Genomic DNA, 22,605 nt, shown 5'->3' with positions numbered 1-22,605 from the left:
ATTTCATTCATCATTGAATAGGTACCTAACTCTACCATTACTATTTTGTATACAAAATAGGCAAAAATCAGATCAAATTCAAAAACAAGCAACGAATATTACCTCAATGTACTATTTTTATACATTGATTATGGCTTTGGCCGCTAATACATCATGAGAAAATGATATTGATATAGTAAAAATTACAACGTAACACTATAATAATTTATTACTATCAATAAGTAAGGTTACTATGAAGAAGCATATTATCGCCCTTTTCAGCTCATTGATTATATCTGGGTGCACCAGTTACACCATTACTGAGCAAGATGTAAGCAAGTACTTGAATGAAGAAATTGAATATAACCATGAAGTTGGTTTACCTGGTTTACTCTATGCGACGTTACACTTAGATGACTTAGCGGTAAAAATAGGACGTGTGGCTGAGAATCGAATTGATGTAGAAGCTGCTGCGACGGGCGACCTTGAAATATTCAATCAGGAAAACAAAGAACTTGACCTATCACTAAACTTCAGCGCTATCCCCTTTTATGATAAAGAAAAAGGGGCTATTTATCTGAAAAATGTACGGTTAGAGAAGCTAGACAGTAAAAGTTACCCGATAGACTCTCACCTTCGAAAGGTTGTAAAACCACTTGTTTCTGTGGTTAGTTTATTTTTGACTAATGAGCCTGTATACAAACTTAAAGATTCCAAGCTATCTGAATCTTTAATTAAAGCGGCTGAGCCTAGCCTCCTGATTAAAAATAATTCTATGATCATTGATTTTAATGATTGAGGTGATTAGTTTTTTATTTATTGTTTAGTGCATATTAATTATAGTGCATTAGGTTGTTTGGATTAATGCTGTTCTATCCTTAATCCAATACAACTAGCTCTGTGAACCCTGTATCTGGATCATATTCACGGCCTAAAGATAATGAATCAAATGACACTAAACAGATTTCGGCTGTATAAGACACCATAGAACCTAAGTTAAGATGACCACCAATCACATGACCATGTTTATCTGCCACCGAGATATGCAGGTGAACATGGTCTGGTGTTAATGTGCCCGATAGTGAAATAATTTCTAAAGGCCCATCGACTTCTAACGTCTTTGATTCATCCGCTAGCCTGATTGACGCTTTAGACAAACACCCTACACAAGAAAGTAAGCTACCGCCTGTGATGGAGCTACTTTTTACATACTCCTCTATTGATCGACGTAGATCTTTCCCTTGAGTTAATCTAAATACGTGTGGGGTCATCTTCTTCTTTTCTTATACTTAACTTTTCTAACTGTTTTGAAGCTTTCATGAGGAAAAACATTCTTAATTCGTTGCTGTATTCTTCCAGGTACACCTTTAGAAAACTTCAATTTCTTGTTATGTCGGTTGATATATACTTTCACCACACCATCAAAAGGCGTTTTGTGAGCAATTTCTGTGCAGTTCATCAGAAAGCCATGGGGTATATTACCTGATTGCTTTACTAGCTTCCCTTCCTTAAACTGCATTTTTATTGCTGGTCTATCATAAAAAACCAACCAAAAAATAATAAGACTGGCAACACCCACCACATATATCATAACTACTCCACTCTATTTACTCATCCAATAAGTTATGTAGGTCTTTTTTTAAGGCATCCGTAGCTAAACCGGCTTGCTCTGTACGTGACGCTTCACTTAATAAATACTCAATGGTATCGGATAAGGTTGCGCCTAACTCATTAGAACGTTCCGCCAACTTTTCCCAAACACGAAAATCTAAATCAATCGACTTTTTGCGAGTGTGTTCCTGCTCTGCATTAAAGTGACGCTTTCGTTTCGCTCGTATTGATTGCTTCAGCTTATTTTCTAATTCTAGAGAGATATGATTATTAATCCAGTCAATAACTAGGGTTGGATCATGCTCCATAGCAAATAGTAGCTCAACCGCATGCTCTTGTTCACTGCTATCAATGTATCTGGTTATGGATTCACCGGCCTTGAATTTTTTAACTAAGTAATTCCATTTCCAGCCTGCTTCCAAATTCTCAAGTTGTTGATATTTCATATTGACCTTTTTATCTACCTTGCCGAATAGGGTTACAGTGTAACTGCGCTTGTAACGTAAAACAACCAGTTGCACCATCTATTTCACTTTAATTGATTGTTTTTTAAGTAAACAAAACAAATACTACTGTCACTTCACCTTATCCTATATACTGCGATACCTTTAGGTTCAAAATTAAGATAGTTCAGTAATATGCAAGAAGAAAACTGGTGTTCAGCGATTCCAAATTACGATCAATTTTCATCAGTGTTAGCTGATTTTGATCAGTATTCGAGTGGTTCATTAAGTGCATTACAGCCAAAATTGATGGATGCAATTCACCGATTCTGTGCTATTTCTTCTCGGCCTAATGTTTTATTGGTTAATGCCCTAGATAACTCGATTTACAGAACGTTAATAAAAGAATGGCTCAGTGATGTAGCAACAAGGCGTGCCGAAGCGATGTGCTACACTGAGCAAACTGTTTTGATGTCAGAAACCATTTCTGAAAGAGAATTATTTGGTTGTGTCCATGCAATTTCAGAAGATGGCGTAACAACTTCCCAAACTGAATACGGGTTATTGCATAAAGCACATGGTGGTTACCTCGTTTTATCGGTAACGGCCATACTGGCAAACCCGCAAGCTTGGCCTCGATTAAAATCGGTGCTGCTAGGTCAACCACTACATTGGCAACCAAGCGACTCTAAAGCAGCCACCACCCTACCAGAGCCAACCCCTATTGATATTAAGTTAGTCATTGTGGGTGATCGTGCTTTGCTAGGAGAGTTGGATAATTTAGAACCTGATTTAAACTCTGGGATGTCTCTGTTTGGTGAGTTTGAGCTGGAGTTTTTACTGTCAGATGCTTTATTACCGAACTATATTAGCTTTATCAAAGGTTTACTAAAAGAAAACAACCTTCCTCCATTAGCAGATAAAGATGCACTGGAAGCACTTCTTGTTGCAGGTGCCCGTGAATATGAAGACCAACTTAGGGTCCCACTTTGTCCTATCTGGCATCAGAATATTCTTGCTGAATCTGCATTTGAATCCAAAGGAAATGCGATTACTAGCCAGCATATTCATGGTGCGATGCAAGCCAGAAACTATCGTGAGAGCTACCTACCTCTCAGAGCAGTAGAAGACATTCTTGAAGGACAAGTGGTTATTCAATGTGAAGGTGAACAAGTCGGACAAGTGAATGGCCTGACGGTCATTGAAGTACCTGGTCACCCTCGTCCTTATGGTGAACCAGCTCGTATATCCTGTGTAATTCATTTTGGCGATGGCGATATTTCAGACGTAGAGCGTAAAGCAGAGCTAGGTGGTAACCTGCACGCTAAAGGCATGATGATCATGCAAGCTTTTGTGAGTAGTTCACTAAATTTAAATGAGCCTCTTCCCTACTCGGCTTCAATTGTGTTTGAGCAGTCTTATTGCGAAGTCGATGGCGATAGTGCTTCTTTGGCGGAACTGTGCTCTTTAGTTAGCGCCCTATCAGAGCAGCCTATCAATCAGCAAATCGCGGTGACTGGCGCAGTCGATCAATTTGGCCGAGTTCAAGCCGTTGGTGGAATAAATGAAAAAGTGGAAGGTTTTTTCCATATTTGTTCTCATCGTGGTTTAACGGGTAAACAAGGTGTCATTCTTCCTAAAACTAATTTACGTAACTTAGTGCTTGCTGATGATGTGGTCGAGGCAATCAAAGCGAAAAAATTCCATATTTGGTCTGTTGAATCGGTCGATGAAGCTATTCCGTTACTAACAGGAAAAGCCTTTCGTGGCGAGAGTGAAAAAGACACTATTTTGAACCGCATCGCACAAAGAATTGAAGAATTTGAACATCACGAGCATGAGAACCCTAACTTACTCAGCAAGTTAAAGAACTGGTTTGTCCAGAACTGATCCGAGTTGATTAGCTTACACGTGTTCGCTAAGATGATTGCCATTGTTACTAGGAGCAGTACTAATGCCACAAAACAAATTTGATTCTTATACTCGCGAACACTTAATAGCATCAAGCCAGGGAGAGCTTTTTGGCCCAGGCCGTCCTCAACTGCCAGCGCCAAACATGCTTATGATGGACCGTATTTCTCACATCAGTGATGAAGGTGGTGAATTTGGTAAGGGTAAAATTGTTGCTGAATTAGACATCACTCCAGACCTCTGGTTCTTTGATTGCCATTTCCCTGGCGACCCTGTAATGCCTGGTTGCCTTGGCTTAGATGCAATGTGGCAGCTTGTTGGTTTCTTCCTTGGCTGGGTTGATGGCGAAGGTAAAGGCCGTGCATTAGGTGTTGGTGAAGTGAAATTCACAGGCCAAATCTTACCTACTGCGAAAAAAGTAACGTATGAAATTGATATTAAACGTGTCGTTAATCGCCGTTTAGTAATGGGCCTAGCGGATGGTAAAGTTCTTGTTGATGGTAAAGAAATTTACGCAGCAAAAGATTTGAAAGTTGGCTTATTCCAAGATACTTCTGCATTCTAATAGAAGTTTTACTTTTCAAAACCAGCGAATATGCTGGTTTTTTATTGCTCCTTTGATTTAATTATAGTGCATTAAAGTGTGTTTAAAAGCCCCTGATTCAAACAGGGGCTAATAACCGTTATTCAGGAAACTGAGGGAGTGTAATTATTTGTAGAGACCGGTATGTTTATCATCGCGGGCATCACGCCAACCACCTAGCCAATAAGAACGAGCATCTGTAGCTTGATATGGGCAAGCTTCTGTTGAACGGCCATTCAACCCTGCTTGATAGCCTTTAGATTGTGCTCTTTCAAGGCGATCACGCTTTTGTCTCTTCATAGTTCAGTCCTCATATACGCAATTAATATGTCTTGCAAAATACTACTGTTACTACTTCGTGGCATTTCTATGAATCCACTATTAAAGAATCGGTCAACTAAGAATGATATTCAAGACAAAAAAAAGCTCGGGCTCACAAAATGTGAACCCGAGCTAAAATTATACTCTTAAGATATTCGGCGTCGGAGCCCAATGAATGCAAGTAATGTTAGAGCTAACCAACCTACCCCTGCACCTTGTCGTTCAATCTTAGTCTCATTTTCTGGTCGAGACTGGATACTACGGGCATTCTCATCAGCAATAGGGATCAATTTAACCGCGACAACCTTCTCATCCGTGTTGCCATTTCCACAGTAAGAATCACTCGCGGTTGTGTCATAACCACCTTCACATTTTAAAGCGGTGGCAGAAATAACACCGGCATCATTAATGTCGGTCGCATCGTAGATACGGTATGCATTGTTTACCGAAGAAAAAGAGCCACCGTTGGTTAAGTCATCCAATAACCATGCTTTATGTCCACCATAAACATCGGCACGAGTATTGGTTCCTTTCCCATCATCATAAGCATAAATAAATGCGCGTTGACGACGCTGCTTACCGTCTTTCTCACGAATATTTTCAATGTCCACACGACCAACAATTTCATTCATGTTATTGATCGCATTCATTTCGCCACCAGCACCAGTGAAGAAAATACCACCAGATAAAAAGCTTGCAGAGACAGTAGCTTGAGAGGCATCAGCAACAAATAGTCGATTAGCAGCAGCACCACTTTCTGGCTTATCACCACGACGCTTAGCCGTACCAATAACAATCAAATTTTCATTAATGTCTGTAGCAACAGAGTTAGAGTGAATATATTCACTTCCTATTTCGACCTGTGCATTCTGAATTAATGACGGTGTCCAAGCATTAGCAACAAGATTGGATGCATCAAAAGTACCATTTGGTTTAAAAACAGCCGCTTGCATTAATACATTGTCACCATCAAACCACGTATTAAAACCAGCCATATATGGGTTAGATGATGTTTTATCAATCGCGATTGCTCTTGCACTGGCCTGTGAAGCTGCTTGATGATGATTTGCCGTATTATTTGTGCCATCAGCCCAACCAGACACAGTGATCCCCTCAGTGCTGTTACCAGAGCTTGGTACTTCCCAAATGTATGCTTTATTAGCAAACTCAAAATTCTGGCAAGCTGCTAACGCCGCAGGATCGGTACTGCTTGCGCAAGTATTCAGATCACCTAAGTAATCTTTTTCCTTATCACCATAATCAAATGCAGAAACTGAAGCACTACCTACAACATAGGTTTTTCCACCAATGACAGCAGAATCCCACGCCATAGAATGCCCCATTTTCTTCACAATATCTTCGTTAGTCGATAATGGAAGTAACTGGACATCATTTACAAAGCCACGATTTCGGAAAACACGAGCGTATTTACCATTTACATCGTAATAACCGCTGCTTGTATTACCTAAAGTCATATCAGCATTCGCAGCATCTTTAGCTAATTTGTTTACAATAGTATTTGCCGTAGACGCAACCGGAGTTGTAGCAGAGTTGCCAGAATCTGGCGTATAAGCCGATGTTAATGGAGGCGTGAGCGCCGTAGTATCTTTAAACGCAATGGCATTTGACGCATAAGAGCCAATATTCCATGCATTACGTTCTCGACTTAAGCCACCAGCACCATTAATACCAGACCATTGACGATCTGCCCAAGAATTACATGTGTTATAACCCAATTCGTTATGACAATAACTTTCTAGATCATCACGATCTAAATAATAGAAATGGTTATCCACCATATACGGAACTTCTTCACGGTAAGAAAAACCCTCAGTACCGTTTCGAGTGTCACCCGCTAAAGAAAAAGTATTAGTTGGACTATCAGCAGCACAATCTACTGAATTAGAGTTGGCAATATCAAAGCAATCGACATTTGATGAAGGCTCTATCGCACTTGCATGATATTCATTAGCCGTGACTGCCGATGCATCAACTTCTACAACTTTGTACAATGCAGCGTTTGCCTGTGTCGCTCCAAAAACTAATAGAGCTAACGCTGAATATTGAAACTTGTTACTACTCATTAAGATTCCTTTTGCATCGCTTCTAATTCTTCCCAACGTTCAAAAGCCACTTCACATTCGTTTTCTGCGTTTGCCAAACGAGTTAGAATCGCTTGCGTGTCATTTGGATCTTGTTGAAAAAAAGCAGGCTCATTCACTTGCTCTTGCAGTTCTGCGATTTCTGTTTCTAATTTTTCTACTGTCTCAGGAAGAGCTTCAAGTTCACGTAAAAGCTTATAAGAAAGTTTTTTCGTTTTTGGTTTATTACCTGCAGCCTGAGACGCTTTTTTCGGTTTTTCTTCTACAGCCACTTTCTTCGGGGCATACTCAGCACGCATCGCTTGCACATTCGCTCGTTGCTGCTGAGCATCATGATAACCACCAACGTATTCAGATATTTGACCATTTCCTTCAAAAATCCAACTCGTCGTTACGGTATTATCCACAAACTGACGATCATGACTAACCAGCAACAAAGTGCCCTGATAGTTGGCAAGTAATTCTTCCAAAAGTTCCAATGTTTCGATATCTAAATCATTGGTTGGTTCATCGAGAATTAAAAGATTGTTAGGACGCAGGAATAATCGAGCAAGTAATAAGCGGTTTTTCTCACCACCAGATAGAGCCTTAACCGGTGTTCTCGCACGTTTAGGAGAAAACAGGAAGTCTTGTAAGTAACCAAGTGCATGACGTTGACGGCCACCAACTGTCACTTCTTGTTTACCATCTGCAAGGTTATCAATAACCGTTTTTTCAGGGTCTAAAGCTTCACGGTATTGATCGAAATAAGCCACATCAAGCTTAGTGCCACAATGTAAGCGACCGGAATCTGCAGTTAGGTTACCCAATAATAGTTTTAATAATGTACTCTTACCACAACCGTTCGGACCAATTAATGCAATTCGATCTCCACGCATGATATTAAAGCTGAAATCATCAACAATTGTTTTTCCTTCAATTGAATAATGAATGTTTTCAGCTTCAAATACGATCTTACCCGAGCGTGTTGACTCATCGATAGTTGCATTTGCTTTACCCACTACTTCACGACGTTCAGAGCGTTCACGACGTAATTGTTTTAATGCTCGAACACGACCTTCATTACGAGTACGACGAGCTTTAATGCCTTCACGGATCCATGCTTCTTCTTGAGCGAGCTTTTTATCAAACTCAGCATTTTGTTCAGCTTCAACACGTAACGCTTCTTCTTTATCAACTAAGTAGTTTTCATAGTCGCCAGGGAAAGAAGACAATTGACCACGATCTAAATCAACAATTCGTGTTGCCATAGAACGAATAAAAGAACGGTCATGAGAAATGAAAATAATTGAACCGCGAAAATCTTTTAAGAACCCTTCTAGCCATTCAATGGTCGTTACGTCTAAGTGGTTGGTTGGCTCATCAAGAAGTAATACATCAGGCTCACATACAAGTGCACGTGCTAATGCCGCTTTACGCTGCCAACCACCAGACAAATCAGTAAGTAACGTATGCTCATCTAATTCAAGGGCTTCTAAAACCGTTTTAATACGATTATCAAAATGCCAAGCACCGGCATGCTCTAGCTTATCTTGAACACGAGATAGCTTATTAATGTTAGATTCACTTGGATCCGTCGACATAAGATCCAATAAGTGGTGATACTCTTTAAGTAACTCCCCCGCTTCCGCTAAACCTTCAGATACATAGTCAAAAACCGTACCTGTTTGGTTACGTGGTGGATCTTGCTCTAGACGAGACACTTTCACTTCTTGAGCGACTTGCATCTTGCCATCATCCAGCAAAATTTCACCAGCGAGAATTTTCATTAACGTCGATTTACCCGCTCCGTTACGACCAACTAAACAAACTCGCTCATTCGTCTGTAAGAAAAACTCCGCTTTATCAAGCAAAGGATGATCGCCAAACGCCAGTTGGCCATTATGGATGGTAATTAATGCCATTATTTTCTAACCATGTAAGTAATTGGGATGCATCAAATGGCCAATTAAGTTCATTAGTGCCATTTGATAAAACAGGAATAGTTACGCCATAACGAGAAAAGAGCTCGTCATCAAAAGCGATATCCACGATAGAAAGGTCTTGAACAGGAAAACCTACGCTTTGTAGTAAAGCGTAGGCTTGTTCACATAAATGACACCCTTCTGTACTGTAGAGGGTAAGCATTGTGATTAGTCTTCCGAATGATGAGTAATGATCCAGCAGTTGTGGATCTGCTTATTACGTGCAAAATCTAATGGAAGGGTTTTCGACGAAATATTTTCAGCACGAAGGCCAAGCTTCTCTAAACCATCAAAATCCATTTTGAAGTTACGTTTGTTATTAGAGAACACAATCTGTCCATCTTTACGAAGCATACGTTTCAGGTTTTCCATCAACATGATGTGATCACGCTGAACATCAAACGTCTGAGCCATACGCTTAGAGTTAGAGAAAGTTGGTGGATCGATAAAAATCAGATCGTATTCATCATTTGCTTGCTGAAGCCATTGTAAACAATCAGCTTGTAAGAACTGATGTTGATTACCTACATGACCATTCAGCTTCATGTTCTTTTGAGCCCACTCTAGGTAAGTTTTAGACATATCAACCGTTAATGTTGATTTGGCCCCACCTTGAGCAGCATGAACCGTCGCTGAGCCTGTGTAAGCGAATAGATTTAAGAAATCCTTACCTGCGGCCATACGAGATAAGTTACGACGAGTTACTTTATGATCTAAGAACAAACCTGTGTCTAGGTAATCATGAAGATTAACCAGTAGATTAACATCGTATTCTTTTACTTCCATGTAGCGAGAGCCTTCACCTAATTTTTGGTATTGGCTTGACCCCTTCTGGCGCTCACGTACTTTTAAAATCACATCGTTTGCATCGGCACCAGTTACCTGAATGGTTGCTCTCACAATATTCATTAAACGACGACGTGCTTTTTCTTCTGCAATCGTTTTAGGTGCAGCGTACTCTTGAATCACAATCTGTGACTTATAGAAATCAATCGCTACGTTGTATTCAGGTAAGTCCGCGTCATACACACGGAAGCACTCTAGGCCTTCTTTCTTCGCCCACTTTTTGATTTTAGCGATGTTCTTTTTCAAACGATTGGCAAAGTCAGGCGCAACTTGCTGTTCTGCTTGTTGTTTATCGTCAGACTGTCCTGCCGCTTTCTCAGAAATTTGGTAGTTCTTCTGAATACACGGTAAGGCACCATTGTTTAATTTGTATTGCTTGTCTGCACGCATACGTAAACAGCTAAGTAGCTCATCAGACGCAGAATAAACAGAAGCAGTACAACCACCAAACTGACTTTTCAGACGAGCACCAAACTCACTGTACAGTGCAATCAGACCTGGATGAGAGCCCAAACGCTCACCGTACGGAGGGTTACAAAGAACAACACCAGAATCAAAGTTTTCTGGTTTTTCTAATTTTGCTGCATCACCAGTATCAAAAGTGATCAGGTCTTCTACACCAGCACGACGCGCGTTATCACGAGCCGTTTTAATTACTCGAATGTCACGATCGTAACCATAGAAATGCACAGTTACTTTTTTACCGCTACGGCGACTTTTCACACGAGCTTCGGCTTTAATGACGTTCCATGCTTCAGCATCAAATCCTTTTAGCGCTTCAAAACACCAATAATCACGTTTCACGCCCGGTGCAATCTCTGCAGCAATCATTGCTGCTTCAATTAATAACGTACCTGAACCACACATTGGATCAAGTAATGGTTTAGATGCATCCCACGTACTACGCATAACCAGTGCGGCAGCTAAAGTTTCACGCAAAGGCGCTTTACCCGCTTCAGTACGATAGCCACGTTGATGCAAACCACTACCCACAAGATCGATACCCAAAATGCCTTTTTCACCAGATAGACGCATGTGGACACGAAGGTCTGGGCTTTCTTTGCTGATGGATGGGCGTTCTAAATCGGCTTTAGTAAAACGGTCAACAATGGCATCTTTTACTTTTAAAGCACCATATTGGCTGTTGCGGATTTCACGGTTTGTACCGTTAAAATCAACCACAATTTTCTTATCCGAATCGAAATAACTAGGCCAGTTGATGGCTGTCGCGCCTAAGTACAAATCCATATCGTCTCGCACATCAAATTCAGAAAGTACAAGAACAAAACGTGAAGCAATACGGCTCCACAAACAACAACGATATAAGACATCTTCCGGCGCTTTAAACTTAACGCCCGCTTGAACAACTTTAGGCTCATCTACGCCTAGTGCTTTTAATTCGTCAGCTAGAAGGTTTTCCAGCCCTTTTGAGGTAATTGCTAAATAGTGATTCATGGAATTCTTAACATGGTGAAATTGCCGCAGATTATACCTGAAAATAGAACTAAAAGCGGCATCAAATCAAGATAAAAACGTCAAATGTCAGCAATATTTTAGCCGTATTCTCGCCTCGTTTCGCTGTCCTAATTAAGCCTCCCAATCATCTGTTTACTTAATCATCAATAACAACAAGCCACTTGTTTCCAAATAAAAACAAACTCACTTCAAATCACTCTAAATATAACCAACAAATTTGGACTATACCAAATAAAAGAAAACCAATAATACAATCAGCAACATTGGTAATAAAATTACACAAACTGATAATTGAGGAAATTTATCCTTGGGTAATTAACACTCTCATGTCGCAGCAATAGGAACAATCAGAAAGATATTGATGTGTTTTGGGAGCAAAGTCTCATAAAAGAGACCAAGGTAACTAATTGATTTTCGGTAAGGGAAAATGAGTAAAAAGAGGGGAAATACTAAGAATTTTGTAATTAATAACAAAGCGACATGACTTATATTTACTCAAGAATAGATAAAGGTCCTTAAGGAAGACTATGGCTCCTTATACGCCTCTAGAGAGCAATTAATCCTATATAGCTACCAGAAGGGTTATTAATAATGAAACGCCTACAGGGAGGCCATAAGAACAACGACAGGAAGGGGGGATAAAGGGTAATGTAGAGCGAAAAGGTTCCGCTCTATTAACCAACAAGAGCGTAGTAAGATGAGTCTGTAAGCTCCATTTTTGCCATGCGGTCATGCATGACTTTAATTGGCTCACAAAATGTCATGTATTTTGTTGGGTTTAGCGCAAAAGGTTCAAGATCCACCAACATACACATGCTCGCAACCTCACCTTTATCTAATATAATGAAATGCCCTGTGCCAAGATCGTTCTGAAGGCAAATAACTTCAGCTTCCATTGGCTCATACCCTGCCCCTTGATGTGAGAAAAACCAACTTTTAGGCTGGATAGGCTTCAAGAAGCGGCGAGCTGCAACACAGTTAAGTGTTAACTCTGCCTGACGAGGCTCAGAAATAGGTAAGTAAGAGGTTTGTTCTTTAAATAGATGAAATGCAGATGCATCATCGATTGAGAAAGTATTTTCTTGGAAAGCACTATCAACCAACATCTTTTTTGGCAAATTAACGCAAAAAACCATATCCATTCCGAGGTCTAACATCAGACCTTCAGATTTAGAGTTGTAATACCACTTCCATGTATCACTGGGTTCCAGCATTTAATTCTCTCTGCGCTGAGTAATAACTACTATTAACACATTACTCAAATAATGTTAGTCCTAGACAAGTTATTCTACAAATGCACCACAAAAAGAAAAGGGGAAATTTCACTCTCCCCTTCTAATTGATCAATAATCAAACTATCTAAGGCCATTTAGGCTTAGAATTAGATGTTCTTGACAATATTTCGAACTAACCCTGGCCCTTGATAGATAAAACCAGAATAAACTTGAACCAGTTTTGCACCAGCCATCATTTTTTCTTTCGCAGCAACGTAAGAATCAATACCACCCACACCAATAATCGGTAGCTGATCGCCTAATTCTTCATGCAAACGACGAATGACTTCCGTACTGCGACTTTGTACAGGACGACCACTCAAGCCACCAGCCTCATCACCATACTTCATACCTTCAACCAAGCTGCGATCTAAGGTTGTATTTGTCGCAATAACACCATCGATATTATTTCGAACCAGTGATTCTGCAATTTGAACCAATTCATGATCTTCAAGATCTGGTGCGATCTTTAGAGCAACAGGCACATATTTATTATGTTTCTTACTCAGCTCTAATTGCTTCTCTTTAAGATCGGATAGTAACTCATCCAGTGCTTCACCATATTGTAAACTACGCAACCCTGGAGTGTTTGGAGACGAAATATTTACAGCGATATAACCTGCATACTGATACACCTTCTCCATGCAAATTAGGTAGTCTTCACTGCCCTTTTCAATTGGCGTATCTTTATTCTTACCGATATTAATTCCGATAATGCCATCAAACTTTGCTTTTTTTACATTCTCAACAAGGTTATCAACACCAAGGTTATTAAAGCCCATTCGGTTGATGATGCCTTCGGCTTCCACTAAGCGGAATAAGCGTGGTTTATCATTACCCGGTTGAGGACGAGGCGTTACAGTTCCTACTTCAACGAAACCAAAACCCATTGCACCAAATGCATCAATACATTCGCCGTTTTTATCTAAACCTGCGGCAAGGCCAACTGGGTTCTTAAATTTAAGCCCCATTACTTCGACAGGTCGATCTGGTAAGTGTTGGCGATAGAAAAGATCAAGAGGAGTGTGAGTGAAACGAGAAAGGTTTTTGATAGCAAGATCATGAGCATGTTCTGCATCAAGTTTAAAAATGCCAGGTCTGGCAAGGCGGTAAAGCATTGTACCTCCAAAAAAAAGCCCCGAATTAACGGGGCCATATTATTTACTCATTTGATGAACAATTCAAATTTAATAGCATCAATTCCCGTAAAGCAACGGAGAATTTTGCAAATTCATGCACTGTGCCGACTTTGAACTCTTTCAAAATACTATTCCAACGATCTAAAGCAGAATGATTCACATCACACCAATGTTCAATCGCTTGTTCTGGCGTATGTCCTTCATCCATTGCTTTTAACACAAGACCTGTTAATTGACGCTGCTGCCAATCTAGATCTTCGCGGAAAGAAGCACGGGCTAAGGCTTGCCAATGGTTATCGACAGCTTGGCCTGTGATTTGTTTTAGGAACCAATGTAGGGATAGCTTTTCGCCCAAGACAAAGTATGAACGAGCGGCTTCAGCAATGGTTTTCTCCTCTTCCGCAGCAACAACAGTAATATCCATTGCAGAATACAAACTGCTTAAACGCGCAACACTGTTCGCGACTTTCGCATCTAACCCTGCATCAATATAAACTTGCGCTTGTTCCGCATGCTCTTCAATCTCTTCAGGCACTAGGTACGTTTCAAGATTCGCTTTAATGTCTTCCGCTGCAGGTTTATACAGTGCAATTAGCTCTTCAATAGTCGCTTTATTGCCACGATTACGTAACAGCCAACGAGTAACACGACGTAGTGTACGGCGCACACGATACAGAGCCTCATATTGAGCTTCTGTCGTTGCAACATTATCCATACCACGAACTTGCTTGAACGTTTCTTCAAATTCGAAGATATCACGAGCTGCTGCATAAGCATTAGCCACATCAGCGACACTTGCACCCGTTTCATCAACAAGGCGAGTCACAAAGTTGCAACCTGTCTCATTCACCATTTGGTTAGCAAGGCACGTTGCGATGATTTCAGCACGTAGTGGATGATGTTCCATCGCATCGCGGTAGTTACGCTGTAATTCCTGAGGGAAGTATGCAGGTAATAGCTTCGCATGATATGGGTTATTTGCGATCTCATCACACACTAACTGCTCTTTCAGTACCATCTTGCCATAAGCAACAAGTACAGACAGTTCCGGACGACTCAGACCTTGGCCTTGTTTTTCACGTTCTAGCAAGCTTTCATCATCTGGAATGTACTCTAGAGCACGATCCAGCTGACCTGCTTTTTCAAGATCGTGAATAAAACGAATTTGTTCTTTAACGAGTGCGGTACCCTGCTGCTCTGTGACAGAAATAGACTCTGACTGGCAGTAAGCATCATCAAGAACAATATCACCTACTTCGTCTTCCATGCTCTCTAGAACAAGGTTACGTTGTTTGTAAGTAAGGTCGCCGTTAGCTACTAGGCCATTCAGAAGAATCTTGATGTTTACTTCGTTATCTGAACAGTCTACACCACCTACGTTATCCACAAAGTCAGTATTAACACGGCCACCATTAATACCAAACTCGATACGAGCTAGCTGGGTCATGCCTAAGTTACCGCCTTCACCCACAACTTTCGCACGAAGCTCGCTGCCATTAATACGAAGAACGTCGTTCGCACGATCCCCTACGTCTGTATGGGTTTCCGTTTCACCTTTAACATAAGTACCGATACCACCGTTCCACAGTAGATCCACTTCCATTTGTAAGATCAATTTGATCAAGTCATTGGGAGCCATCGACTGCTTACGAGTGCCGAACATCTTCTGCATTTGTGGTGTCAATTTAATCGACTTAGAGCGACGTGAGAATACACCGCCCCCCTCAGAAATAAGCTCTGAGTTATAATCTTCCCAGCTAGAACGAGGTAGATTAAACAGGCGATCACGTTCTACCCAGCTTGTTGCTGAGTCTGGGTTTGGATCGATAAAGATATGCATGTGGTTAAACGCAGCCAGTAAGCGAATGTGCTTAGAAAGCAACATACCATTACCAAATACGTCACCAGCCATGTCACCAACACCAGCACAGGTGAAGTCCGTCGTTTGACAGTTAATGCCCATTTCACGGAAGTGACGTTTAACCGATTCCCAGCCACCTTTCGCGGTAATACCCATTTTCTTATGGTCATAACCGTTTGAGCCACCAGAAGCAAATGCATCACCTAACCAGAAGTTATATTCTTCAGAGACTTCATTCGCTAAATCAGAGAAGGTTGCAGTACCTTTATCGGCCGCAACAACCAAATACGCATCATCTTCATCGTGACGAACCACATTCTTAGGTGGAACAACTTTACCTTCAATAATGTTGTCTGACACATCTAATAGAGCGCGAATGAAGCGACGGTAACAACGTTGACCTTCGGCAAAGATTTCATCACGCGTCGTTAACTGATGCTGACGCTTACAAACAAAACCACCTTTTGCACCTACAGGTACAATTACTGTGTTTTTCACTTGTTGCGCTTTTACCAAGCCTAACACTTCTGTACGGAAGTCTTCTTGACGATCTGACCAACGTAAGCCACCACGAGCAACCTTACCACCTCGTAAATGCACACCTTCAATATCTGGTGCATACACAAAGATTTCAAATGCAGGTACTGGTGCTGGAATCTCAGGAATATCCGCTGGGCGAAGTTTCAATGATAACCAAGGCTTCTCATCACCGCTTTCTGCTTTTTGGTAATAATTCGTACGAAGCGTTGCTAAGATCATTTCCATGTAACGACGAATAATACGATCGTCATCCAGGCTTTCTACATGCTCAAGCTGCTCACTGATCTTATGCACTAAATCATTTTGTGCTTTTTCAGACCACTTCTTACTTGGGTCAAAACGTTTCGCGAACAGATCCACCAGCGCCGTCGCTAAATGAGCATGGTGGTTTAGTGTTTCTTCAATGTAGTGCTGACTGAATGGGAAACCCACTTGGCGCATATAGCGCGCGTAACTACGAAGAATAGTCACTTCACGACCACTTAGACCTGCACCCAATACTAAACGGTTGAAGCCATCACTTTCTAAATCACCATTCCATACGGCTGCAAACGCTTGTTGGAAGCGATCACGAGCTTCACGGAAATCGATGTCGTTCGTGCTGTTATGCAGCATAGAGAAATCTAGGATCCAATATACGGTTCCATCTGTTTTCTCTACTTTATACGGAGACTCCCCAATCACGCGCAAGCCTAAGTTTTCCAACATCGGCATTACATCAGACAGATGGATTGGCTCATTACGGTGGAAAAGCTTCAGTTTCACATGACGCGAATCTTGTTGCTCTTCTTGAGGACGGTAGAACAACATACCTAGCGTATGATCGTCATTCAGAGCTTCTAAGCGTTCAATATCTGCAACGGCAGAGCCAGGCAGCATGGCTTCTTTGTAAGAGCGAGGGAACGCACGTAAGTAGTTTTTCGCAAGAGGAATACCTTGGCTTTCACCAAAGTTCGCTTTAATTGCCTCTGCTAAGCGATCATCCCAAGAAGATGCCGCTTCCATTAAGTTTCTTTCGATAGCTTTCACATCTACATCAATATTATTGTTGTCAACTCGAATAATGTAGTGAGTTCGTGCTAATGGACTTTCAGAGAAGAAAGTCGTGAACTCTACATCTTGTTTCGAGCCAAAGTAGTTTTTGAAAATACGTTGGGTTTGACGGCGAAGCTCGGTGTTGTAACGCTCTTTAGATACATACACCATGCAAGAGAAGAAACGACCAAATGGATCACGACGCACAAACAGGCGAAGTTGATCACGATCTTGCATACGAACAACGCCTGTACCAACTTCTAGCATTTCTTGCTCAGAAGCTTGGAACAGCTCATCACGTGGGTAGTTTTCCAAAATATTATGAAGTGCTTTCCACGAATGAGAACCAGCCAAGTAATTACTCGACTCAAGAATACGTTCTACTTTATTGCGAATCAGAGGGATATTTGCCGCAGTTTGGTTATACACACTTGATGTATAAAGACCAATGAAACGGTGCTCCCCGATTACATTACCTTCTTTATCAAAGCGCTTAATGCCAACATAATCTGTATAAGCCGGGCGGTGAATACGAGATTTCATATTCCCTTTAGTCAGAATTAAAATCTCTGGCTTACGGGCTTCAATACGAGCAGATTCTGGCAGTTCAGATAAACGTAAAGAGCGAACACGATTAGCAACAGAAAGAAGACCTAAGCCTTTCTCTTGTGTCGGGTGCAGCTCATGATCTCCTTTAATGGCAGTTAAATCGTAACTTTTGTATCCCATAAGGGTAAAGTTATGATTCATCATCCAATTTAAGAAATCGATCGCTTCATTGCGACGCTCATCATTCACAGGTAGTGGAGACGATTTTAGTTCAGCAACAACCTCATGAAGCTTATCCGCCATTGGCTGCCAGTCTTGAACAACATGCTGAGTATCCAGCATCACATTCTCAAGCTCTTTTTGCAGCTCTTTCATTTCAGCTTTGCTAGTTAGGCGATCCACCTCAATATGGAATAAAGACTGAAGATCCCCTTCTTTACTACCTACCTCAATAATGTCGCCTTTTTCATCGCGTTTAAAACGATGCGGACCATTCAACATAAGATGGCTTGTCATATCCAAACGTGTTAATGCCATTCTTACTGAATCAACTAAGAACGGGCTGTCTGGCGTAACAATTTCAACGATAGTGTGAGTTGACTGCCATCCGTGGCGACTTAAAGTCGGGTTAAATACTCGGACAGAAACTTGGCTTACGTCATTCTCATTTAGATGATGCCACATACTTAAAACAGCACCATACAGATCTGACTCATTCCTTTGTAGCAGATCATCGTCAGCAATGTTACAGAACAAACGTTGAGCTAGTTTTTTTGCTAACGCCTGTTGTGGAAGCTCGAGTTTGTCTTGAATTAGGTTGTATACCTTTTCAAGCAATACCGGCACAATTTGGTCACGCGCGGTCATAGCTTATGCTCCATCTTTTTAGAATTATCTTTGATTATAGGGGGTTTCGCCGCTCTCGCGACGATTTCTATATTGTATGGGCATTATTGCTAATTCGTTACATCATTTTTACATGATTTGGGGGCATTGTTCGAATATGTGACTAAGGTAGACCTTTAGACTAGTTTATCTAACTGCTTAAATCTATTTGATTGGTCAGTAATCAAGCGAAAGCGTCCTTTTACCCCTAATTGACTAAGATAAGGTCTAAAACGAGATGCAGGTAGTCGTAAGCGCAATCCACATTCTGTGACCACTTGTACGGAGCTAGCTGCGCCAGAATAATGATCTAAATAAGCTTGATAACTTATATCCACAGAAAAAAAGTAATGTTTATTTTCCATATTTTTTATAGGGTTAATGACCAAAAAGAAAAATAGCGAGTCCGATCATCGTACCCGCTATTGGTAGTAAAAATCCAGATTAAAACAAAAGCAATATTAAGACTCTAAAGCCTTACTTACTTTTTCAAAAAGATCATTTGCTAAGTTATCTAATTTCGCCAGTTTTTCCAACTCAGCTTTCATTAATACCTGACGTTGCTCGTCAAACTGACGGAACTTCAATAATGGATCAATTAAGCAAGAAGCTACTTGTGGGTTAGTTTCATTCAAAGTCGTTAACATTTCACCGATGAACGCATAACCTGAACCATCTTCAGCATGGAAGCGAGCTGGGTTTGCATTGCAGAAAGCACCAACAAGATTACGAGTACGATTTGGGTTTTTCAAATCAAACGCTTTATGCTCTAGTGTCGCACGAACGTTTTCAAGCGCGTTTTGTGCTGGATTACAACCTTGCAATGCAAACCACTTATCCATAACCAAACCATCATGCGACCATTTATCACTGAAGTCTGTCATCAGTGTTTCACGGCATTCCAACTCAGCACTGTTAGCAGCAGACATAGCAGAAATAGTATCTGTCATGTTATCTGAAGATTGATACTGAGCTTGCGTTAGTTCATTACCAATTTCGCTATAAGCTAGGTACGATAAACACTTATTACGCAGAGCACGTTTTGCAATAGAAGCATGCTCAATATTGTATTCACCCTGCGATAATGTGTGGTAAGTTGCGGTTAATTCGTCAACCAGCTCAGAAGAAAATGATTGCTTAATACCGTTCAGAACGTCGTGGATTGCATCAACATTTGCAATCTTATACCAACCAGAAACTTCATTCTCACTTGGAAGTGATAGCATTTCAGCAATAAAGGCAGGATCTAAGTTTGCGTCTAATAATACACCACGGAACGCATCAACAACCGAGCTAGGCAATTCAAAATCACCTCCTTGCTGCACTCTTGAAACGTTCTCACGAATGTATTTTGCCAGTAGCATTTGGCCAGCATCCCAACGAGAAAACTCATTACGAGCATGTACCATTAAGAAAACTAACTCTTCATCAGAATAATCGTATTCCAACTTCACAGGAGCAGAGAATTCACGTAATAAAGAAGCGATTGGTTGCTCTGCAACATTATCAAATTCGAACGTTTGTTCCGCTTCTGTGATGTTCAATACATTAGGGATTGATTCACCGTTACGCTGTAACTCAATAACATCGCCATTCGCTTTATAAAGTTCCACATCAAATGGAATATGAAGTGGCAGCTTATCTGTTTGATCTGCTGTTGATGCTGTATGCTGTTTTACATGCAGTTTGTATAGTTTTTGCTCAGCATCGTATTCGCTGTTCACAGCCAGTGTTGGTGTACCTGATTGGCTGTACCAACGGCGGAACAAAGTCAGATCAGCACCTGATGCATCTTCCATTGCCAATACAAAATCTTCACAGGTTGCAGCGGTGCCGTCATGGCGCTCAAAATACAGCTTCATCCCTTTTTGGAAGTCCAGTTCACCTAACAATGTATGCATCATACGAATTACTTCGCTACCCTTTTTGTACACTGTCGCAGTATAGAAGTTATTCATCTCAATGACTTTTTCCGGACGAATTGGATGGGCCATCGGGCTAGCATCTTGCGCAAATTGAGGACCACGCATAATACGTACATTATTAATTCGGTTTACTGAGCGAGAGCCTAAATCGGATGAAAACTCTTGATCACGGAATACAGTTAGACCTTCTTTCAGGCTTAATTGGAACCAGTCACGACATGTGACTCGGTTACCAGTCCAGTTATGGAAATATTCGTGACCAATAACCGCTTCAATACCTAAGTAATCGGTATCTGTTGCTGTTTTTGAATTTGCCAATACGAACTTAGAGTTAAAGACATTTAGCCCTTTATTTTCCATTGCACCCATATTGAAGAAGTCAACGGCAACAATCATGTAGATGTCTAAGTCATACTCTAGACCAAAACGTTCTTCATCCCACTTCATCGAATTGATCAGGGAGATCATGGCATGATCAGCGCGATCCAGATTGCCTTTATCTACAAAAATTTCTAACGCAACCTCACGACCACTTGTGGTTACGTACTTATCACGTAAAACATCGAAGTCACCAGCAACAAGAGCAAATAAATAACACGGTTTCGGGAACGGGTCTTCCCATTTAACCCAGTGGCGACCATCTTCAGCATCACCGCTATCTACACGGTTACCATTACTTAATAAGAATGGGTAAGAGACTTTGTCTGCAATCACTTTAGTTGTAAAACGCGCAAGTACATCAGGGCGATCTAAGTAGTAAGTAATACGACGGAAACCTTCTGCTTCACACTGTGTACAGAAGCCACCACCAGATTTATACAAACCTTCTAACGCAGTGTTTGCTTCAGGGTTAACTTGAGTAACTAGCGTTAATTCAAACTCAGATGGTAATCCGTTAATGGCAAGCTGGCCATCAAGTTCATTGTAATCAATCCACTCTTCCCCATTCACGGCAACGCGAACTAATTTAAGCTCATCACCATTTAATACTAGCGTGTCAGATTCTTTTAATTTTTTTACTTTGCTAACAGCGGTAACTAGGGTATCAGTATCATGCAAGTCGAAGGTAAGATCGATATCAGTAATCGTAAACTCAGGCGATTGGTAATCTTTTCTAAATTTTGCCTGTGGTTGATCAGCCATATTTATAATCCTTAATTATCCTTTTAAAGCTGGCAGCGTAATACTAGAACAGTATTAAGATGAGAAAATATGCTGCCAATTGAAATTATTGTCGCACAAAGTCTGGTTAAATTCCTCTGGCAATCTATGAAATGCCATGACTTTAACGATTAGCACTACTTTTTGATAACAAATAAGCATTAGTTGATCCCTTTTAAACTCAGGTTGAACTTATTACCACTTGCCATTACTAACAATAATATCAGTTTGTTTGTAGATAAAAATAGGAGGATGTGTATGACACCCTCCTTAATATTAGAGATTCATTCCTAATTTAGGATTTATTCACTTCGTTCTAATACAGCGTACATATCAAACTGTTCATTCTTTAAAATTAATTGATCAGCAGCCAGTTCATATTGGGAGTCATGCTGGCCTTCTTTGTAAATCAGAACAAGGTGATCATCTTCTAGATAATAGATGCCACGATGAGTAACTTGATCACCGGAGTCAGAAGAGACTTGAACAGAAAATAAAAAATCCGGACGTAAGCTTAATACCATTTCAGTGATTTTACTGGCGGTAATATCGTCACCTGAAATCATTGAACTTTTCCAATGTCCCGCTAGGAACTCAGGTGCAATTTTTGTAAAGTTTATTCCATTAAGCTTTAGCTGGTGGTGATTAACATGGTAGCTGTGTAATTGCGGCTCTTCGCCATCTGCTGCAAATAACACCATCGAATCATCCAAATCATACTTACCTTGCCATTGATCGATGGAATCGTCCCCTCTTAGCACTCGGATAGTAAACTGGTAATTTGATGAGAATTGAAAATTGATAGCCTGATATTGATCTGGGCTCAGCTCCCCTTCCGAGTAACTGTTAAACCAATACCAATCACCTATGATAAGCGGATAATCAAACTCAGTAAGGTCGTTGTGGTTTACATCGGCTTTAGCAAAGGAACCTACTGAAAAAAATATTGTTATGAGCAAAAATAAAGGTTTAATCATGCCGCCTCCTTATTTATCAGGCT

Annotated in this window: 17 protein-coding genes; 3 read left to right on the top strand and 14 right to left on the bottom strand. The window is 40.8% G+C overall.

What is annotated here, in order from left to right; genetic code table 11:
• The first annotated feature begins 232 nt into the window (after positions 1–232).
• Positions 233–778, top strand: a complete 546-nt coding sequence (locus tag MHO82_RS05600; RefSeq protein WP_239182869.1) for a DUF1439 domain-containing protein — start codon at positions 233–235, stop codon at positions 776–778.
• Between the two features lie 79 nt (positions 779–857).
• On the opposite strand, the gene MHO82_RS05595 is transcribed toward MHO82_RS05600, so the two are convergent.
• The 3 genes from MHO82_RS05595 to matP are packed head-to-tail and all read right to left on the bottom strand — an operon-like array spanning position 858 to position 2,036.
• Positions 858–1,250, bottom strand: a complete 393-nt coding sequence (locus tag MHO82_RS05595) for a PPC domain-containing DNA-binding protein (RefSeq protein WP_239182868.1) — start codon at positions 1,248–1,250, stop codon at positions 858–860.
• The gene (locus tag MHO82_RS05590; RefSeq protein WP_239182867.1) at positions 1,247–1,570 is read right to left on the bottom strand and encodes a DUF3634 family protein; all 324 of its coding nucleotides are present in this window, start codon (positions 1,568–1,570) and stop codon (positions 1,247–1,249) included. Before MHO82_RS05590 ends, MHO82_RS05595 begins: the two co-directional genes overlap by 4 nt.
• A gap of 16 nt (positions 1,571–1,586) precedes the next feature.
• The gene (gene matP / locus MHO82_RS05585; RefSeq protein ID WP_239182995.1) at positions 1,587–2,036 is read right to left on the bottom strand and encodes a macrodomain Ter protein MatP; all 450 of its coding nucleotides are present in this window, start codon (positions 2,034–2,036) and stop codon (positions 1,587–1,589) included.
• Positions 2,037–2,228: 192 nt separating this feature from the next.
• On the opposite strand from matP, the gene MHO82_RS05580 reads away from it, so the two are divergent.
• Both MHO82_RS05580 and fabA read left to right on the top strand, forming a co-directional pair.
• Positions 2,229–3,923 carry a Lon protease family protein gene (locus MHO82_RS05580; protein WP_239182866.1) on the top strand — a complete coding sequence of 565 codons (1,695 nt, stop codon included), beginning with the start codon at positions 2,229–2,231 and terminating at the stop codon, positions 3,921–3,923.
• Positions 3,924–3,987: 64 nt separating this feature from the next.
• Positions 3,988–4,509 carry a bifunctional 3-hydroxydecanoyl-ACP dehydratase/trans-2-decenoyl-ACP isomerase gene (gene fabA / locus MHO82_RS05575; protein ID WP_239182865.1) on the top strand — a complete coding sequence of 174 codons (522 nt, stop codon included), beginning with the start codon at positions 3,988–3,990 and terminating at the stop codon, positions 4,507–4,509.
• 144 nt (positions 4,510–4,653) lie between these two features.
• Here the strand turns inward: fabA and rmf are convergent, their stop codons facing one another.
• From rmf to MHO82_RS05520, 11 genes are all read right to left on the bottom strand, one after another.
• Positions 4,654–4,827, bottom strand: coding sequence for a ribosome modulation factor (gene rmf / locus MHO82_RS05570; protein ID WP_239182864.1), 174 nt, complete (start codon positions 4,825–4,827; stop codon positions 4,654–4,656).
• A gap of 167 nt (positions 4,828–4,994) precedes the next feature.
• The gene (locus MHO82_RS05565) at positions 4,995–6,932 is read right to left on the bottom strand and encodes a DUF3466 family protein (RefSeq protein ID WP_239182863.1); all 1,938 of its coding nucleotides are present in this window, start codon (positions 6,930–6,932) and stop codon (positions 4,995–4,997) included.
• Positions 6,932–8,854, bottom strand: coding sequence for an ABC transporter ATP-binding protein (locus MHO82_RS05560; protein WP_239182862.1), 1,923 nt, complete (start codon positions 8,852–8,854; stop codon positions 6,932–6,934). The genes MHO82_RS05565 and MHO82_RS05560 overlap by 1 nt, the downstream gene beginning before the upstream one ends.
• Positions 8,832–9,077 (bottom strand): glutaredoxin family protein, encoded by a 246-nt coding sequence (locus tag MHO82_RS05555; protein WP_239182861.1) that lies wholly within the window; start codon positions 9,075–9,077, stop codon positions 8,832–8,834. The genes MHO82_RS05560 and MHO82_RS05555 overlap by 23 nt, the downstream gene beginning before the upstream one ends.
• Positions 9,078–9,082: 5 nt before the next feature.
• On the bottom strand, positions 9,083–11,215 hold the full coding sequence (gene rlmKL / locus MHO82_RS05550) for a bifunctional 23S rRNA (guanine(2069)-N(7))-methyltransferase RlmK/23S rRNA (guanine(2445)-N(2))-methyltransferase RlmL (protein ID WP_239182860.1): 2,133 nt from the start codon (positions 11,213–11,215) through the stop codon (positions 9,083–9,085).
• A gap of 695 nt (positions 11,216–11,910) precedes the next feature.
• Entirely contained in the window at positions 11,911–12,450 is a 540-nt protein-coding gene (locus MHO82_RS05545; protein ID WP_239182859.1) for a cell division protein ZapC, read from the bottom strand.
• Between the two features lie 167 nt (positions 12,451–12,617).
• Complete coding sequence (pyrD, locus tag MHO82_RS05540; RefSeq protein ID WP_239182858.1) at positions 12,618–13,628, bottom strand: quinone-dependent dihydroorotate dehydrogenase; 1,011 nt, start codon at positions 13,626–13,628, stop codon at positions 12,618–12,620.
• A gap of 43 nt (positions 13,629–13,671) precedes the next feature.
• The gene (locus tag MHO82_RS05535; RefSeq protein WP_239182857.1) at positions 13,672–18,501 is read right to left on the bottom strand and encodes an NAD-glutamate dehydrogenase; all 4,830 of its coding nucleotides are present in this window, start codon (positions 18,499–18,501) and stop codon (positions 13,672–13,674) included.
• Positions 18,502–18,656: 155 nt separating this feature from the next.
• Entirely contained in the window at positions 18,657–18,884 is a 228-nt protein-coding gene (locus tag MHO82_RS05530; RefSeq protein WP_239182856.1) for a DUF2835 domain-containing protein, read from the bottom strand.
• Positions 18,885–18,980: 96 nt separating this feature from the next.
• A complete protein-coding gene (pepN, locus tag MHO82_RS05525) occupies positions 18,981–21,587 on the bottom strand; it encodes an aminopeptidase N (RefSeq protein ID WP_239182855.1) in 2,607 nt (868 codons plus the stop codon).
• 320 nt (positions 21,588–21,907) lie between these two features.
• Entirely contained in the window at positions 21,908–22,582 is a 675-nt protein-coding gene (locus MHO82_RS05520; protein ID WP_239182854.1) for a hypothetical protein, read from the bottom strand.
• Positions 22,583–22,605 lie beyond the last annotated feature (23 nt).

It is taken from the genome of Vibrio sp. Of7-15 (assembly GCF_022347565.1).
Lineage (GTDB): Bacteria > Pseudomonadota > Gammaproteobacteria > Enterobacterales > Vibrionaceae > NORP241.
The sequence above is the reverse complement of the archived record's forward strand: the minus strand, read 5'-3'. Positions and strand labels throughout refer to the sequence as shown.